Genomic DNA, 16,677 nt, shown 5'->3' with positions numbered 1-16,677 from the left:
TTCACCAAAAAATTAATCAACGATTAGGGTGAGTGGTAGTGAAATAATAAAACTCGTGCCAACGCCTACTTCGCTTTCACAATGGATACTTCCCGAGAGGTTTTTATTGACTAAGTTATAGACAATACTTAACCCTAAGCCACTGCCACCAGAGCCACGTTTAGTGGTATAGAAAGGCTCAAATATCACTTTGAGCGACTTTTTATCTATACCTACGCCATTGTCAGAAAAGCGAATAATCAGATGTTCATCGCCCTTCTCTACGTCAATCTGGATGACCCCTTGCATATCGTCGGTAAACCCATGCAGCAGAGAATTCATGATTAAGTTGGTTACAATCTGGGAAAGGTTGCCGGGGCAAGTATCAATTTTAATGGCGGGATCGCCGCTAACCACTATCTCAGTTTTGGTATTTTTCACCGCCGGATGCAGGCTCGAAATCGTACTTTTCAAATATTCAACGACACTAAAAACTCTGTTTTGCTCACTACTAATATCAACCGCAACGAGCTTAAAGTTACCAATCAGTACCGCTGCGCGGTCTAGATTCGCCTGCAATATTGAAGATAATTGGTGAGTCGATTCTAAAAAATGACTTAGCTTGGTTTTGCCTATACGCCCCTCTTCAACATCATCTTGTACTTCTTTAAGCGTACCTTCTAGGTGTGATGCCGCTGTGATACAAATACCAATGGGGGTATTAAGTTCATGTGCGACCCCTGCAACCAACCGCCCTAGGGATGCCATTTTTTCTGTTTCGACTAACTGCTCTTGTGCACTCACCAGCTCGGACAAAGAATTCTGCAAATCTTTGGTTCTTTCCTTCACCATGTTTTCAAGCATCGCTTTATGCTGACGAAGTTCATTCTCGGCCTGCTTCTGTACTTCAAATGCGGTCTCGATCCTCTCCCTATCTAAGAACAATTCCAAAAACACACTGACTTTGCTTTTTAGAATGGCATCGTTGATGGGTTTGACTAGGTAATCCACTGCACCGCTGGCATAGCCTTTAAACTCGAAACTTTCATCTCGGGCAAAGGCGGTGATAAAAATAATGGGGATATGCGATGTTTTAGGATGGTTAAGTAACAAGGACGCGGTTTCAAAACCATCCATCTCCGGCATTTGCACATCCATCAAAATCAAAAAAAATTGATGTCGGTGAGCGATGGCCAATGCCTGCTGTCCCGATAGTGCATTAACAAATTCAATATTGAGGGACTCTAAAATCCGTTCATAGACACGGTGATTATTGGGCTCATCATCGACGATTAAAATCTTGCAAGGCTGGTTATCCATCATCACCCTCCATTAACAACTGGATTAAAAAGCGGGCAATTTCTGGCAGCGGTAAAATATGATCCACCTTCGCCGTCGCTATCGCCGCTGCTGGCATTTCTGGATATTCTGCTGACTCGGGAGACTGCACTAAGGTTAAACCTTGGTATTGTTGGATTGTCTTTAAACCTAGACTACCGTCGTGATTTGCTCCAGTTAGAATCAGGCCGATTAGCTGCTGTTGATAACAAATCGCCGCCGATTCAAACAGCACATCAATGGCAGGAATTGAATAGTTAACCCGCGCATCAATACTGAGGCTAAAAGTGGCATTGCGCTCTACCAGTAAATGATAACCCGAAGGTGCAATATAAATGACACTCGGTGCGATAGGTTGACCGGGCAACGCAAGACGCACTGCCAATTGGCAACGTTCGGCTAAATACTCCACTAAGTAATCCCCAGCCATGTGTTTGCGGTGCTGCACAATAATCACGCTGACAGGAAAATCAGCAGGCAACAGCGGAAGAATGCTACACATGGCTTTTAGGCCACCAGCAGAAACGCCAATCACTAAGGCTTTATAGGTCACTTTTTTTTCTATAAATGCGTTCATTTTTGCCAAACTCTTCAAACGCCTTACCCTGCGGATTAAATTCTAAGCTCTCTTTTTCGCCTAACACCAAAAACCCCCGATGCACTAAGCTGTCTTTAAATAAGCCAATCACTCGCTCTTGTAGTGTGGCATTAAAGTAAATCAAAACATTACGGCATAAGATCATATGCATTTGAGCAAAAACTTGGTCTTTCATGAGGTTATGGTTGGCAAAGGTGATGTGATCCTGCAGCGATGCATGAAAGGAAACGGTTTGGTGATGGGTCTGATAGTAGTCGCTTAGACTAGTTTGGCCGCCCGCTTCAAGGTAATTTTGCTGATACGCCGCCATCTTGTCGGCGGCGTAAATGCCCTTTTTCGCGATATCGAGGGAATGATTGTTGTAGTCGGTGGCATAAATTCGACTGCGCTTGAGCAACCCCTCCTCTGCCAATAGCACCGCAATCGAATAAGCCTCTTCCCCTGTGGCACAGCCTGCATGCCAAATATTGATCCTCGAATAGGTTTTAAGATGTGAACAAACTTGCTGACGAATTTTTTTAAAAACAAAGGGGTCGCGAAACATTTCTGTCACGGTCACCGACATATCTTTGAGGAACAGGTTGAAAAACTCTGGTTGGTACAGCACCTTCTGATTCATCTCAGCCACACTTGAAAGCCCTGACAATGCCACACGCTTGATTATTTTTCGCTCCAAGGAAGCCCTAGCGTAATTTCTAAAGTCATAGCCATAGCGAAAATAAATTGATTCAAGAAGCTGATTTATTTCAAAATTTTGTAAGTCTAACTGGTTCATTGGGCGCCCTTTTTGACCTTCAAAATAAGTATAGCTGGGACGCTTTTATAGCAGACAAAAATTAGTCGCCATGTGAACCTAGCCTCATTTAACTAACTGTTATGAAAGGAAACACTTGGTTCAAAACAACGAAAATGTGCTTAGCCCAAGTTGGTTATCATCTTAATGGGTGTTAATCTGAGTTCGATACTCACTCTCTGTATCAAGCGGCCTCTATAAAGGAAATATCATGACGACGTGGCAAAAAAGTATATTGGGACTTTTCGCTTTACTGCTTAATGCCTGCACCGGCTTACCTGAAGGAGTCAAACCAGTCACCCCCTTTGCCAGCGAGCGCTATTTGGGGAAATGGTATGAAATAGCACGACTAGACCATTCTTTTGAGCGCGGCCTAAGCCAAGTTTCAGCCACTTACTCGATGCGTGACGACGGCGGCATTAGCGTCATCAATCAAGGCTATGACGCAGCCGATCAAGAATGGCAGCTAGCCGAAGGTAAGGCTTATTTTGTTAATGGTGATAACCAAGGGCATCTTAAGGTGTCGTTTTTTGGTCCCTTTTATGGCTCTTACGTGGTGTTTGGCTTAGACCAAGCCGATTACCAATACGCTTTTGTCGCTGGCTATAATCATGACTACCTCTGGTTACTAGCTCGTACTCCGACGGTCAGTGATGCCGTTAAACAAGACTTTATAAAACAAGCTCAAGCACTTGGCTTCGCGGTAGATCAGTTAATCTTCGTCGACCAAAGTCAGTCCCCAACCCCTAACCAAAAATAGAACCTAAGCCATGAAGAATTGCCCATACTGCGCCGAGCCCATTCTGGATGCTGCAATCAAATGCAAACACTGTGGTGAATTTTTAACCCCACAAGCCGCCCCTGCACCGAGCCAAGCTGTGCAGCCGTGGTATTTTCAAAAAGCCATCATCATCGTTTGCCTGTTATCCATCGGCCCTTTGGCTTTGCCAATGATTTGGTTTCACCCCACCTTGGCACGACGATATAAGGTGTTGATTACCATAATTACAAGCCTAATTACTTGGGGTCTGATCCTCGCCACCATCAAAGCGCTAGCGGTACTGCAGGAGTATTATGAGTTGATTAATCAGCTTTAGATCCCCCCAGGGAAAACGCATGAATGTTTTTTGAGCGTTTAGTGGTGTTTTCTTAGACGAATATCTGCCGCAAGGATGCGGCAGTTAAGCCATCAGGGATGATTTCACGGCGTTTCGTATAAGAAAATTCCACTTTGTTCGCTTGGTTGATTGCATTTTGTACACTCATGCGCTAGCCCTGTAGGTCCCCCCTGTAGGAACGGCAGTGGTGCCGCGAATAACCACACCCTACCTTTATCGCCGCATTACTGCGGCTCCCACCAATAATGGCCCCCACAAAGAGAACCAATTAGCTAATAATACTGCTTACTTCTGCAATCAGTTTGGCCAGCTCATCCCAACGATCGTTATCAATCAACTCGTTTGGAATCATCCAAGTACCACCACAAGCCAGTACCTTAGGCACAGCCAAATAGTCTTTCACATTGGCGGGGCTAATCCCCCCTGTTGGCATAAACTGTACCGGATAGACAGCACATAGCGCTTTTAGCATAGGGAGGCCACCCGAAGGCTCGGCAGGAAAAAACTTTAAGGTATCTAGCCCCATTTCTAATGCTTGCTCGACTAAACTCGGGTTATTTACCCCAGGCACTATGGTGATGTTACGCTGCTGACAATATTTAACCGTGGTTGGGTTAAAGCCGGGGCTAACAATAAAATCAACACCGGCTGCTATAGCTTGATCCACTTGCGCCGTAGTTAATACCGTGCCCGCACCAATCAGCAAATCGGGATAAGCTTCACGCATCAAGCGAATCGACTCGGCGGCCGCTTCCGTGCGAAAAGTCACCTCAGCACAGGGTAAACCGTTTTCAACTAACACCTGCGCTAGTTTTACTGCTTTGTTGGCATCATTAATGGCGATAACGGGGACAACTTGGATCTGTTGTAAACGTTGGTTAATCGATGTCATTTTCTCAACCTCAATAATTAAAATTTCTGTATTAGCTCAAGTGCGCCATGGCTTCGCGCATGATGATAGCACCTGGAAATTGAATAACGGTGGCGGCCAAGTTATGCCCAGCATATGCCGCAGCTTCTGGGCTGGCACCCAGTGAACGCTGAGATAAGTAGCCGGCACTAAAGGAATCCCCTGCCGCAGTCGTATCGACAATCTGTTCTACAACTTGGGCGGCAACTTCATAGCGTTCGTCTTTTGTCACGATATAACACGGCAGAGACCCACGCTTAATCACGATTTCAGCCACACCGGCCTGCTGGGTACGACTAATGGCCGCCGCCTCGTTAGCGTCACCCCAAAGTAACTGTTCGTCCTCAAAGGTTAAAAATGCCAGTTCGGTTAACTCAAGCACTTGTCGATAACAAGCTTGTGCTTGCGCTTGGTTAGACCAAAGGGCAGGACGGTAATTATTATCAAAAACAATTTTTACCCCTTGCTGTTTAACTTGCGCCAAAGCCGCAAACAAGAGCGAACGCGCATCCTCGGGTAAAATGGCTATGCTGATCCCACTTAAGTACAACCAATCAAATTGTTGCAACAAGGCCACTAAAGAAGCACAAGTGTGCTCATTTAGCCAGTAACGGGCAGCGGCATCACTGCGCCAATAATGAAAACTACGCTCACCTTGGGCATCGGTTGTGATGGTGTATAAGCCAGGTAATTTGGTTTCACTGCGCCAGACGTACCGAGTATCGATTTGCTCTTGTTGCCACATGGCTAACATTTGCTCACTCAAATCATCTCGGCCTAAACCGGTTAAATAAGTTGTTGTGATCCCTTTATGTGCTGTTAAGCGGGCAAAATACACGGCGGTATTTAAGGTATCGCCACCAAAGCTAGGCCGATAAACATCACCTTGGCGCTGCAGCTCAACCATGCACTCCCCCAAAAACGCAACCTTACTTACCGCCATTTTTATCCCTTAACGACTTCTTTTGATTCATTATGCGCAAGATAAAAAACAGAAAGCAAACATTATGACCATTAGCGGGTGATGCTTTAACTATTGCAAATGATAATCCTTATCATTACAATTTAACTTCCTTGCAGCTAAGTCTTCGCAAAGAGTTAAATATAATGAAACATATCAAATACAATCTGCTAACTGGATTAATGTGCCTCTATTGTAGCGCGGCGGCCGCAGATGATGTCATGGTGATCACGGGCACCAAAACCGCAAAAAACCTGCTAGATGTGCCGGTACGCACCGAAATTGTCACCGCCCAAGAGTTAGCCAATAGTCACGCGCGTGATCTAGCGGAAGGACTAAAACATGTCCCCGGCTTAATGCTCAAGCCAATCCATGGCAAAAGCGGGCAAGAAGTTTGGTTGCAAGGTATCAACGCCGACCGCATATTAATCTTGATTGATGGCCTACCCGTGACCGCATCCACAGGTTCAAGTGTGGATTTAAGTCAGATTGCGGTCGCCGATGTAGCACATATCGAAATCGTTAAAGGCGCGGTGTCTGCCCTTTATGGCAGCGAAGCCATGGGCGGTGTGGTCAACATAATTACTCGCCAGCCTAAAGCCGGCAGCCATTATCAGGTCACCCTAGATGGCGGCAGCTATGGCAACCAGCACGATGTCAGCTCGGCTTTACTCAATGATCAACACGCCAATGTGGTACTTAGCCACAGCACTGACACTTGGTATGGCCAACTGATGGCCGATGTCCGCCACAAGGGCGGCAGTGATTTGGATTTAAGTGATTGGGACTTTGAAGGCGATGCCGGAGATAAAACCAATGTATCGTTAGAGCTAGGTTATCACTTGGCCAATGGCGGCCAGATCAAAGTTAAACCCAGCTGGTACCACGAAGACATATACAAAAACTTCGGCACCTTTGTGCCCGGAATTGGCAAGCTTAAAAAAGTCAAAGCCGAGCAAGCCACCCGCAAAAACATCTTGCTCGCCTATAGTCAGCCAATTGCCAGCCATCTTGACCTATCAACTTGGTACATGCATGAGCAATTTGAAGATAACACCTCGCAGGATACCTTGGTCACCCCCGTGGTGGATCAAAGCCGTCGCAGCCTAAGCAAATTCGACAAACTAGAGCTACAACTTGACAGCGACTATTTTGACCAACACTTACTCACCGCGGGTCTAGTGGCATACCGCAGTGAGCTAAGTCAGCAGCAAGTTAAACGCAGCAATAATGGCTCACCCGATACTTCTAGCGAATTAGGTGGGCGCAAGCAGCGCGATAATATCGAGCTGTATCTGCAAGACGACTACTTCTTAAATGAACAATGGGAGCTGTTGCCCGGCGTCAGGCTGCAACACGATTCTGACTTTGGCTTTCATGCTGCGCCTAAATTTAACCTGATGTACAGCCCAACCGCGTTAGCCGATCTCAACGGCAGAATTCGCGCCGGCGTTGGCGCGGGCTATCGTGTCCCCACCCTAAAAGAGCGCCATTATGTGTTTGACCACAGCGCCCTCGGCTACATGATCATCGGCAATCCAGATTTAGTGCCGGAAACCTCGCTAAGCTTTCAGCTAGGGGCACAATTGCAACCAAGTTCAGCGCTTAGCCTAGACATCAACCTATTTCATAATGAAATCAAAAACCTGATTGATACCAGCTACGATGAACAAGCTTCTAACGAAGCCGCGCTCAGTATCTTTAAATACCACAACGTTAACAAGGCCATGACCCAAGGGGTCGATTTAAGTGCCAACTATCAATGGCATACCGACTGGCAAACCAACCTTTCTTACAGCTATTTGAACAGTGAAGACAAGGCCACAGGTAACAACTTACCCAGACGCCCCGCTCACTTAATCAAGGCCAAGGTGAACTATCACCTCGCCGCCCTAAACACAGATTTCTCTTTGTACGGTAACTACCAAACCAAGGAATACTTGGATGGCGACAACCAGCGCCAATCGCCCGACTACGCCACCCTAGATTTTAAGGTTAACTATTTTGTTACCCCGCAAACCAAGCTGTTTTTAGGTGTCGACAATCTCACGGATACCGTGCGTGACACGCCCAGTAATGGCATGGATTTTCGCCCCGAAGTGGGCCGCTTTATCTACTTAGGACTGCGCCTTGAAGGCTAGCTCTACTGATTTTATTAGGAAAGGAAAACACACGATGCAACATAAGAAGAAACTACTAGCCCTTGCTATCAGCTCAGTATTACTCAGTGCCTGTGGCGGCTCGGGCGGTAGCGACGCAAAAGACAGCGATCAAGGTGCAGTCACCCCCACTCCAGCGCCCACGGTAGAGCCAACCACAGAGCCAACACCAACGACCGATTTTAGCTACGTTGAGCTAGACGCCACCGATGCGAGTCAGCCAGCCCAGCTCGATCTATTATCGGGCGCCACCGTGACCGACAATAGCTGGCACATCGGGTATCAAAAATACGTGGGCTTTAAGCTCAACGGCGGCCTGTCTGGCAGCGGCAAAGTATCTGGCTGTATTGCTCATCAATACAGTAACTTATTTGATGATGCAGGCAATGCCGTGGCCGCTGAATTTGAACAACTGACCCAAGCAAGCACCCAAGTCGACTTTACTGCGGTAACGGCTGAAGCCTGTAGCGATTTTGTTAGCGACAGCTTAATCACCCAAATTAAAACCGCCGATTGGCTTGATGCAGATTACAGCAATGGGGCTCCCGTCTATTCGGCTAAAGCAGGCAACGGTTGGATTATTCGCTCCGCCAGTGGCGATCATTATGCCCGCGTTAGCGTCAAACAAGTTGCGGTAGCATTTGGCCCCACCACCAGCCGTAAACTCGTGCTCAGTGTGGAAAACTGGGACGCCAATGCCCAGCAATTTAGCCCAGCCGTTGATTCGCCTGAGCTCGATTTTTCAACCACCACGGCTTACTGGGATTTAGAAACCAACAGCCTAACCACACCAGAGCAAGGCTGGGATCTGAGCGTTAAGGTAAGCGGTCGTGATTACCCATTGCAAGTGAATGGCGGTGCATCTGGTAACGGTAAAGCCGGCGTCGGTGCGGTTAGGGTTGCCAATATCGGCGCCGTTACCGACCCAACCGATACAGCCCAAGTGTATAAATACTTTAGCGATCGCGCCGAGGGCATCCTAAGTAAACCGGGTAGCTACGGTCCACTGGAATACAGCGTGAAAGGCCAACACAAAATGTGGCCCACCTTTACCACTTACTTAATAAAAGATGAAACAGCCGACGCCACCAACCCACGCCTATTTAAGGTGCAAGTGGTGAGTAACTACGGCACAGATGGCGCGCAAGCCAGTGCTAATCTGGTATTGCGTTATCAAGAGCTGAAATAATCCGAGCCTGATTAGCCACCGTAAATGCCTCCCTATCGGTTAGGGAGGCATACTTACCTTCCATGCTCGTGGTAACTGCATCGGCATGGCTAAGCGATATTAAGCTATCGTTTTTAAAAATTATCATTCAGCCTAATGAGCAAGCTTGCTGTAGGAGGTTCACACTCACAGCAAGATAGTAACCATTTGTTTTTAATTAGCTTTAACTTTAAAACTCAGTTAAATTAATTGGCATCTAATTTGGTTACTAACTCAGCATTAGCCAAGCGGGCTTAATTTTTAGGGATGCTAGATGCGTATTGTCTTCTTATTGCTATGTTTCTGGGCGCTGCCAAGCGCAAATTTAGCGGCTGAAACTGCACCAGTTATCACCCCCACCGCACCCATGTTAAATTCGCCGCCAACTAATCCCGATTGGCTCTACCAACAATTGCTGACAATGCAAAGCCAACTCGCCCGCTTAGACGAAAAGCTGCAACAACAAACAGCCATAGGCAAGGATGTAACAGCACTCGAAACCACACAACAAGATTTAAAAATACAGCTAGCCAATTTACTCACCAAACTCGAAGCGCAAGAGAAACAGCAAACTAATCAGCTAAATGGGTTTGATGAAAGGCTTGCAGATATGAAAGACTCCTTTAATTGGTGGCTTTTCACATTGACAGTGCTCCTAGCCTTTGGTGGTTATATCGTTTACCAGCTGAGTAAAAAAGAAGCTGAAGATGTGGCAAGCGCACAAATGAAAAAATATATTAATGAACATTCAGCTGAAATTTTAGATGGCGCAAAAGCAGCTTTAGACGAAAAAATTACCGAGCTCAACCCTTCGATTAATGAATTAAAAGAGTACCTTACTGAAGCCCGTCAAATAATCGAAGATAAGAGAAAAGAAGTTGAAAGAGCGGCAGATGACGTACAAAAATCAATCACAGAGATGCAAGAACCAAATCCCGAGTCATTAAAAATCCTAGAGAATAACACCAAGAAAATAAGCCAAGATCATGCGACCGCAAATGAATACTTAAATTTTGCACAGGTCAGTTACGGGAAAAAGAACTATGCAGAGGCTCTAAAATACTTAGAGTTAGCTCTTCACGCTTTGAGCGATAATGAAAAACTAACCCGACTACATGCTCAATTACTATGGAACAAAGCAGTTACATATTCCAGATTGCCAGATATCGATGCTAAATCTAAAGCATATGATGAATTAATAAATACCTTTGAAAATGTACAAAATGAAGACATTCAAGAACTAGTCGCACGAGCCATGCTTAACCAAGGCGTGACTTATGGGCAACAAGGTAACCCAGAGGCCGCAATCAACAACTATTCAGCAGTGATTACGCAATTCAAAGATGCCCAAAATGAAGATATTCAAACATCCGTCGCACAAGCCATGCTCAATCAGGGCGTGACTTATGGACAACAAGGTGACCCAGAGGCCGAGCTCAACAGCTATTCAGCAGTGATTACGCAATTCAAAGATGCCCAGAATGAAGAGATTCAAGTACTTGTCGCGCAAGCGATGTTCAATCAAGGCGTGACTCATGGGCAACAAGGTAACCCAGAGGCCGAGCTCAACAGCTATTCAGCAATGATTGCGCAATTCAAAGACGCCCAGAATGAAGAGATTCAAGTACTTGTCGCGCAAGCGATGTTCAACCAAGGCATGACTTATGGGCAACAAGGTGACCCAGAGGCCGAGCTCAACAGCTATTCAGCAATGATTGCGCAATTCAAAGATGCCAAGAATGAAGAGATTCAAGTACTTGTCGCACGAGCGATGTTTAACCAAGGCGTGACTTATGGGCAACAAGGTGACCCAGAGGCCGAGCTCAACAGCTATTCAGCAGTGATTACGCAATTCAAAGACGCCCAGAATGAAGAGGTTCAAGTAAAAGTCGCAATGTCTATGGTTAACCAAGGCGGGACTTATGGGCAACAAGGCGACCTAGAAGCCGCCCTCAGCAGCTTTTCTGCAGTGATAGCGAAATTCAAAGACTCCCAGAATGAAGAGATTATGGTTCAGGTAAGTAGTGCGCTGGCAAATAGCGCTGAGCTGGCTATGTTAGTTGAAACACCCAAACAAGTGCTTGCACGTGTCGCTGAGGCAGAAGCTTATACTAGTGACCCACAGCACTTCGCTGTGATGCAATTTCTGCGCTTTTTACTGGCAGATAAAAGCATTGATGATGTATTAAATGCGATAGCGGCCATCCCCAAAGAAACTGAATTAACTTGGCAGTTTGCTGAGATTAAAAACTATCTAGATACTGATTTCACAGGGGAAAAACAGCAGCAAGTTCAGGCTTTAGTTGACTTTTTTGAACAACATAACGACCTTGAGCAATTACGCTTACAGTTGGAATTAGCACAACAAGCGACTGGTTCTTAAACAACACGCATCTTGGATAACTTCAGAGCACTGTACCTAAGGGCTTACTGTTGAGTAGATATAAGCGTGAAAAACACATAAAGCCTATTTAAGGTGCAAGTGGTGATAGACTACGGCACCGATGGCACCCAAGCCAGTGCCAATCTGGTATTGCGTTATCAAGAGCTGAACTAATCCGAGCTTGATTAGCTGCCGTAAATGCCTCCCTATCGGTTAGGGAGGCAAGTATGCCTTCCATGCTCGTGGTAACTTGGTAGGAGCTGCAGTCATGTGGGAGCTGAGCTTGCTCAGCGAATCTTCCCCTATCTGGTAGGAGCTGCAGTCATGCAGCGATTAGCCCCTAAGGTGCATGTATGTTGCATGTTCATCGCAGCATGACTGCTGCTCCCACAGGGCTAATCTTTCGCAATCGGCTTATGCCCTTCGGTTAAATGAACAAAATCAACTAAGTCCTCGCCAGATACTTGGAACGCTTGGCCGAATCCTTTCACAAATAATCCTTGCTGCGGGGTTAGTTGGAACAGCACAAAATCTTCCAAACCACTTAAGCCAGTGACGATCTCACCAAAACGCTCGGTCAGCAATGCAATCACTTGTTGCCATTGCTCGGTGTCGCGTTCAACCACTTGCACACTCGCGTCAAAGGTTAAACGCTTGCGGGCAAAAATGCTTTTGGCCTCGGCTTCATCTTCAATCAGCATCAAGGAGACTTTTGGCTGCGCTAATAAATTACGAGCATGGCGGGCAATTTGACTGATCAAGATGTAATAGGCTTTATCGTGCATGACAAACGGGGCGTAGCTGACATTGGGCTGGCCAAGCTCATCTACCGTTGCCAACTGTAAGGTTTGGCATTGCTGGCGAAACTCGGCGATTTCAGGGCCTAAGCGCCCTTGTAAGCGTTGTTGTTTTACTTCTTTTTCAACTGTTTGGTTCATACTGCTGCTACCTGTAACTGCTTAAGGTGTTGAAATTTTTCAACTTGATCTGGGAATAATTGGCGCTTATTGTCACGGCCTAGATAGACTTTAAAGATGCCCTGACCGCTGGCGCTAAAAAAGCCGATAAAGTGACTGTCTTTGCCATTAAATGGCTTGCTGACCAAGGCGATATAGGCGACTTCCGTCAGGTTTAAATGACCGTGTAACTCACCCTCTCGCCCCATCAGGTTGTAATAACCATGGGCATTTTTGCCTTTGGGAAAGTTGGCTTTTATTTCAAAAATAGAGCCCTGATTGTGCACTATGGTGGTCACTGGGCCCCATTCGCTTAACTGCTGCAAAATAGCTTCGGCCGCTTCACCGGCAATGGCGGTGACCATATTATCGGGCAGGGCTAACACTACCTCGCCTTCACTCAGGCTTAGCTGCTGCGCCATGCCTGCAGGATGCAAGCCCGGCTGTTGCGCCAGCAAGTTAGCCACTTGCTCTATCATGGCCGCTGAGATGGATGACTTAGAATAAACTGGATACACAATAAAACCTCATTACAAACTAATTCTGTTCACTAGTTGAAACACCCAGTGCAAACATGTGCGACAATTTATCGTAAATGATAATTGATATCAATTGCATTTAACTCTATTATTGGCCGAAATTTTCGCTCGAGGATGTTTTGATGCGTGTATTAACCCTATTATTATTTGCTTTAACTATATCGGCCACCACCCAAATACAAAAAGCGCAAGCGCATGATGCGCCGAGTCAAACAGATCCTAGCGACAATCGAATTATCAGTGCGGGCGCCAGCATCACCGAAATAATTTACGCTTTAGGCGCCCAACAGCAATTAGTGGCAACCGACGTCACCAGCCACAAATGGCATAACGGCACCCTGCCCAATGTCGGCTATCACCGCCAGTTAACCACCGAAGGTTTACTGGCATTAAATCCTTCTATTCTGATTGCCAGTAACGAAGCCGGTCCCGACACGACCCTACAATTACTTCGCCAAGCGGGGGTCGACGTGGCGATCCTTAATCAGGGGAATCACATCGTTGACCTGAAACAGCGGATAGAACAAGTGGCCGAACGTACCGGTCACACTGCACAAGCAACCAGCTTGCTGGCTAAAGTCGATGCCCTCGCCAACCAATTACAGCAACAGCTTCCCGATCCCAGCCAGCAGCAAAAAGTGGTGTTCTTATTAATTCGTGACGGCAGTCCAGTCAGCCTAGCAGGGCGCAACACACCCGCTGATACCATCATTCAACTCATGGGCGCCACCAACCCAGCGGCTGCGCAGATAGAATCATACAAGCCTGCCTCAAGTGAAGCCCTGTTGACCATGGCGCCCGATGTCATTTTAGTCAGTCAGCGCAGCTTACAACAGCTAGGTGGTGTTGAAGCCTTACTCACCGCCCACCCTATGCTAGCCGCGACACCCGCGGGGCAAAAACAACGCATTTTTAGTATTGAAGGCACCAGTTTAATTGGTGAGCTGGGCATTAGCAGCCTGCATGAAGCGCAGCGCTTACATAATCTTGTCTACGGCAACTAACCATGCAGGTGCTTCGCTATCAACCGCGCTATATTTTTGTGCCTGTGGTCTGTGGTTTAGTCGCCACTGCGGTGGCCTCTATTTTTATCGGCCCCATGCCTATCTCGCTAGCAGAAGCTTGGCAAGCCATTATCCGTCAAGATGTCGCCCCGCATGTTAGCTTAGTGATCCAGCAAGTTCGGATCCCGCGCATGCTATTGTGCCTTGCGGTGGGGGCTATTTTGGCCATGTGCGGCGCTGTGATGCAGGGGCTATTTCGCAACCCCTTGGCCGATCCCGGCATCATTGGGGTTTCGGGCGGGGCGGCGTTGGGCGCAGCCTTAGCCATAGTGGTCTTTGCCCCTATGGCAGAATTTTATCCCCTGCTACTCACCTTAGGCACAGTACCCATCTTTGCATTTATTGGCGGCAGTCTGGTGACGCTTTTGGTGTATCAGCTTGGAACCAGTCAATACGGCACCTCGGTGGCCATCATGTTACTGGCCGGTGTCGCCATTAGTGCACTAGCCGGAGCCGCCTTAGGATTACTCAATTTTTATGCCGACGATCAGGCGCTCAGGGATCTGGCCCTATGGTCAATGGGCTCGGTGGCGCACACCACTTGGGAAAATATCGCCCTCGCGTGGGCCACTTTAGCGGTGTTACTTTACTGCTTACAACAAGATGGCAATAAGCTAAACGCGTTTTTACTCGGTGAAGCCGAAGCGCGCCATATGGGCATCGGGGTGGAAGCACTAAAGCGTCGGCTGATTTTATTATGCGCCGCGGGGGTCGGTATTTGCGTGTCCTTGTGTGGCATGATCGGCTTTGTTGGCTTGATCATCCCCCATTTAGGCCGAATGTTAGTCGGGCCAAACCATAACTTATTGATTCCCTTGTCGGCCTTATTAGGCGGCTTATTATTGCTGATTGCAGATACTTTATCGCGCACCTTAGTCAGCCCCGCCGAACTCCCTGTCGGCATCATCACCGCCTTGGCGGGCGCGCCCTTTTTTATCGCCTTGTTATTTCAGCAGCGAGGCAAGATGTAATGCTTAATCTATTTACTAAACCTTCAGACACCACGCTTAACTTTGCCGATATTCACACCGCTTATGCATCGCCGTTGCAAGTCGATAAGCTTAGCTTTAGCACGTCGCAGCAAACCTTGGTTGACCAAGTCAGCTTTAACCTTAAGGCCGGTGAGATGAGTGTGATCCTTGGCCCCAATGGCGCGGGCAAAAGTAGCCTGCTTAAGCTTATCAGTGGCGAGCTTAATCAAGGCGGCCACAACATTCGCTTATTTGGTCAGCCACGCGATATTTGGCCAGCCCACTTGCTCGCGCAACACATGGCTATCTTGCCCCAATCAAGCCAGTTGAGTTTTGCCTTTAGCGTGCAAGAAGTCGTGGCCTTGGGTGGCTTATCATTGCCCCTCAAACATTCCGAAATCAATCACTTGGCCAAAGAAAACATGCTGGCCACCGACGTCTTTCATTTGGCGAACCGCGCTTACCCCAGCTTATCGGGCGGAGAAAAACAGCGAGTGCACTTAGCGCGGGTGCTGACTCAACTCAGCTGCGCCAACCAGCATGGTTTATTACTGCTCGATGAGCCAACCTCTGCGCTGGATTTAGCCCAGCAACATAAGGTTTTAGCGCTATGTCGGCAAATGTGTCAAAAAGGCATGACCGTGCTGATGGTGTTACACGACCTTAATCTCGCCGCGCAATACGCCGATCGCTTGTTGCTGATGCAAACAGGCAAACTCGCGATAGACGGCGCGCCAAGCAAGGTTATCAACCCAGCAAACATCGCCAATATCTATGGTCACAAGGTCAAGATTGAGTATCACCCGGTCCATCACTACCCCGTGATCATGAGCGCCTAAAAAATTAAATACACGCGAATAAATCATACTAATATCAATAAAGGATATAGCGATTTAATGGGCAAAAATCCTTCGTTATGTCTTTATCGCAGCATGACTGCTGCTCCTACCTATATTGGTTGCTTAGGTAGGATTTTTAAATCGCGAATACGTGCACCTTGTGTGTTGAGTTTGTAGATCGGTGTACTTGTAGGACCTGAGCTTGCTCAGGGAATGAGTGTCGCTCGCAGTGTAAATATAATCCACATTCATCATGGGCTTGCGAGGTGAACATGAGAGCATTAGTAGTAGACGACACTATGTGTTTAAGGCACATACTGCTTCATATGTTACGTGACTTTGGTTTTGCGGAAGTGGAAGAAGCCGCTGATGGCATGCACGCTTTAAAACTGGTTAAAGCTCATCCGTTTGATTTAGTGATCACAGATTTAAACATGCCTAAGCTCGATGGCCTAGCCTTGCTCAAACAGATACGGAGCAACCCCTTTACCACCGACTTACCCGTATTAATGATAACCAGTGCGGCCGATAAAGAGCATTTAACCCAAGCAATTCGCGCCGATGTGTCAGGTTTTTTAGCCAAGCCCTTCAACCAGAACGCACTAGAAAAGCAGCTAAAACGCATCGGATTTAAAACCAAACCAGAGAAGGTTTCCTAACGTCAGCCACTCGCTTACTGAATCATAGCATTAGCTGTTAATTGAACTGGGCGAGCTTTTACACAACACAAACAGCAGGCTGAGGTGATTGCTAACTTTTTACAAAACTCATTAATTTACTACTAACATCAACCAAATAATCATACCCATATTTATTATTCTCAAGCTTTTTGAAAAGAAAATCAGGTAAATCATGATTATAA

The 16,677-nt window shown here is 46.9% G+C and carries 16 protein-coding genes; 9 read left to right on the top strand and 7 right to left on the bottom strand.

All coding sequences use genetic code 11. From position 1 onward, the window contains the following. Positions 1 to 12: 12 nt before the first annotated feature. Genes ACK8OT_RS17995 through ACK8OT_RS17985 form a run of 3 tightly spaced genes read right to left on the bottom strand, consistent with a single transcriptional unit; the run spans position 13 to position 2,690 of the window. Positions 13 to 1,302 (bottom strand): ATP-binding protein, encoded by a 1,290-nt coding sequence (locus ACK8OT_RS17995; RefSeq protein ID WP_410197887.1) that lies wholly within the window; start codon positions 1,300 to 1,302, stop codon positions 13 to 15. After that, complete coding sequence (locus ACK8OT_RS17990; RefSeq protein ID WP_410197886.1) at positions 1,292 to 1,894, bottom strand: chemotaxis protein CheB; 603 nt, start codon at positions 1,892 to 1,894, stop codon at positions 1,292 to 1,294. The genes ACK8OT_RS17995 and ACK8OT_RS17990 overlap by 11 nt, the downstream gene beginning before the upstream one ends. Beyond that, positions 1,860 to 2,690: a CheR family methyltransferase gene (locus ACK8OT_RS17985; protein ID WP_410197885.1), complete on the bottom strand. Its 831-nt coding sequence runs from the start codon at positions 2,688 to 2,690 to the stop codon at positions 1,860 to 1,862. The genes ACK8OT_RS17990 and ACK8OT_RS17985 overlap by 35 nt, the downstream gene beginning before the upstream one ends. A gap of 229 nt (positions 2,691 to 2,919) precedes the next feature. Between ACK8OT_RS17985 and ACK8OT_RS17980 the strand changes: the two genes are divergently transcribed. Both ACK8OT_RS17980 and ACK8OT_RS17975 read left to right on the top strand, forming a co-directional pair. After that, positions 2,920 to 3,468 carry a lipocalin family protein gene (locus ACK8OT_RS17980; protein WP_410197884.1) on the top strand — a complete coding sequence of 183 codons (549 nt, stop codon included), beginning with the start codon at positions 2,920 to 2,922 and terminating at the stop codon, positions 3,466 to 3,468. Between the two features lie 10 nt (positions 3,469 to 3,478). Beyond that, a complete protein-coding gene (locus ACK8OT_RS17975; protein ID WP_410197883.1) occupies positions 3,479 to 3,805 on the top strand; it encodes a zinc ribbon domain-containing protein in 327 nt (108 codons plus the stop codon). 289 nt (positions 3,806 to 4,094) lie between these two features. On the opposite strand, the gene ACK8OT_RS17970 is transcribed toward ACK8OT_RS17975, so the two are convergent. After that, entirely contained in the window at positions 4,095 to 4,718 is a 624-nt protein-coding gene (locus tag ACK8OT_RS17970; RefSeq protein WP_410197882.1) for a bifunctional 4-hydroxy-2-oxoglutarate aldolase/2-dehydro-3-deoxy-phosphogluconate aldolase, read from the bottom strand. Positions 4,719 to 4,749: 31 nt separating this feature from the next. Beyond that, a complete protein-coding gene (gene kdgK, locus ACK8OT_RS17965) occupies positions 4,750 to 5,679 on the bottom strand; it encodes a 2-dehydro-3-deoxygluconokinase (RefSeq protein ID WP_410197881.1) in 930 nt (309 codons plus the stop codon). Positions 5,680 to 5,843: 164 nt separating this feature from the next. On the opposite strand from kdgK, the gene ACK8OT_RS17960 reads away from it, so the two are divergent. The 3 genes from ACK8OT_RS17960 to ACK8OT_RS17950 all read left to right on the top strand — a co-directional run bounded on the left by ACK8OT_RS17960 (position 5,844) and on the right by ACK8OT_RS17950 (position 11,446). After that, positions 5,844 to 7,838, top strand: coding sequence for a TonB-dependent receptor plug domain-containing protein (locus tag ACK8OT_RS17960; RefSeq protein WP_410197880.1), 1,995 nt, complete (start codon positions 5,844 to 5,846; stop codon positions 7,836 to 7,838). A 34-nt stretch (positions 7,839 to 7,872) separates the two neighbouring features. Continuing rightward, positions 7,873 to 9,045 (top strand): hypothetical protein, encoded by a 1,173-nt coding sequence (locus ACK8OT_RS17955; RefSeq protein ID WP_410197879.1) that lies wholly within the window; start codon positions 7,873 to 7,875, stop codon positions 9,043 to 9,045. Between the two features lie 292 nt (positions 9,046 to 9,337). After that, entirely contained in the window at positions 9,338 to 11,446 is a 2,109-nt protein-coding gene (locus tag ACK8OT_RS17950) for a tetratricopeptide repeat protein (RefSeq protein ID WP_410197878.1), read from the top strand. A gap of 395 nt (positions 11,447 to 11,841) precedes the next feature. On the opposite strand, the gene hutZ is transcribed toward ACK8OT_RS17950, so the two are convergent. Beyond that, the gene (gene hutZ, locus ACK8OT_RS17945; RefSeq protein WP_410197877.1) at positions 11,842 to 12,384 is read right to left on the bottom strand and encodes a heme utilization protein HutZ; all 543 of its coding nucleotides are present in this window, start codon (positions 12,382 to 12,384) and stop codon (positions 11,842 to 11,844) included. Next, positions 12,381 to 12,920 (bottom strand): heme utilization cystosolic carrier protein HutX, encoded by a 540-nt coding sequence (gene hutX / locus ACK8OT_RS17940; RefSeq protein ID WP_410197876.1) that lies wholly within the window; start codon positions 12,918 to 12,920, stop codon positions 12,381 to 12,383. Before hutX ends, hutZ begins: the two co-directional genes overlap by 4 nt. A 143-nt stretch (positions 12,921 to 13,063) precedes the next feature. Here hutX and ACK8OT_RS17935 point away from each other — a divergent pair, with 143 nt between their 5' ends. The 4 genes from ACK8OT_RS17935 to ACK8OT_RS17920 all read left to right on the top strand — a co-directional run bounded on the left by ACK8OT_RS17935 (position 13,064) and on the right by ACK8OT_RS17920 (position 16,474). Beyond that, a complete protein-coding gene (locus tag ACK8OT_RS17935; protein WP_410197875.1) occupies positions 13,064 to 13,945 on the top strand; it encodes a heme/hemin ABC transporter substrate-binding protein in 882 nt (293 codons plus the stop codon). A 2-nt stretch (positions 13,946 to 13,947) separates the two neighbouring features. Then, a complete protein-coding gene (locus ACK8OT_RS17930) occupies positions 13,948 to 14,976 on the top strand; it encodes a FecCD family ABC transporter permease (RefSeq protein WP_410197874.1) in 1,029 nt (342 codons plus the stop codon). Then, on the top strand, positions 14,976 to 15,815 hold the full coding sequence (locus ACK8OT_RS17925; RefSeq protein ID WP_410197873.1) for a heme ABC transporter ATP-binding protein: 840 nt from the start codon (positions 14,976 to 14,978) through the stop codon (positions 15,813 to 15,815). The genes ACK8OT_RS17930 and ACK8OT_RS17925 overlap by 1 nt, the downstream gene beginning before the upstream one ends. A 272-nt stretch (positions 15,816 to 16,087) precedes the next feature. Next, the gene (locus tag ACK8OT_RS17920; protein ID WP_410197872.1) at positions 16,088 to 16,474 is read left to right on the top strand and encodes a response regulator; all 387 of its coding nucleotides are present in this window, start codon (positions 16,088 to 16,090) and stop codon (positions 16,472 to 16,474) included. The last annotated feature ends 203 nt before the right edge of the window (positions 16,475 to 16,677 follow it).

The organism is Motilimonas thetidivivens, assembly GCF_046452435.1.
In the GTDB taxonomy this organism is placed as follows: domain Bacteria; phylum Pseudomonadota; class Gammaproteobacteria; order Enterobacterales; family CBDFNC01; genus Motilimonas.
Note: the sequence above shows the minus strand (reverse complement) of the source record. Positions and strands in the feature narration are given on the sequence as shown.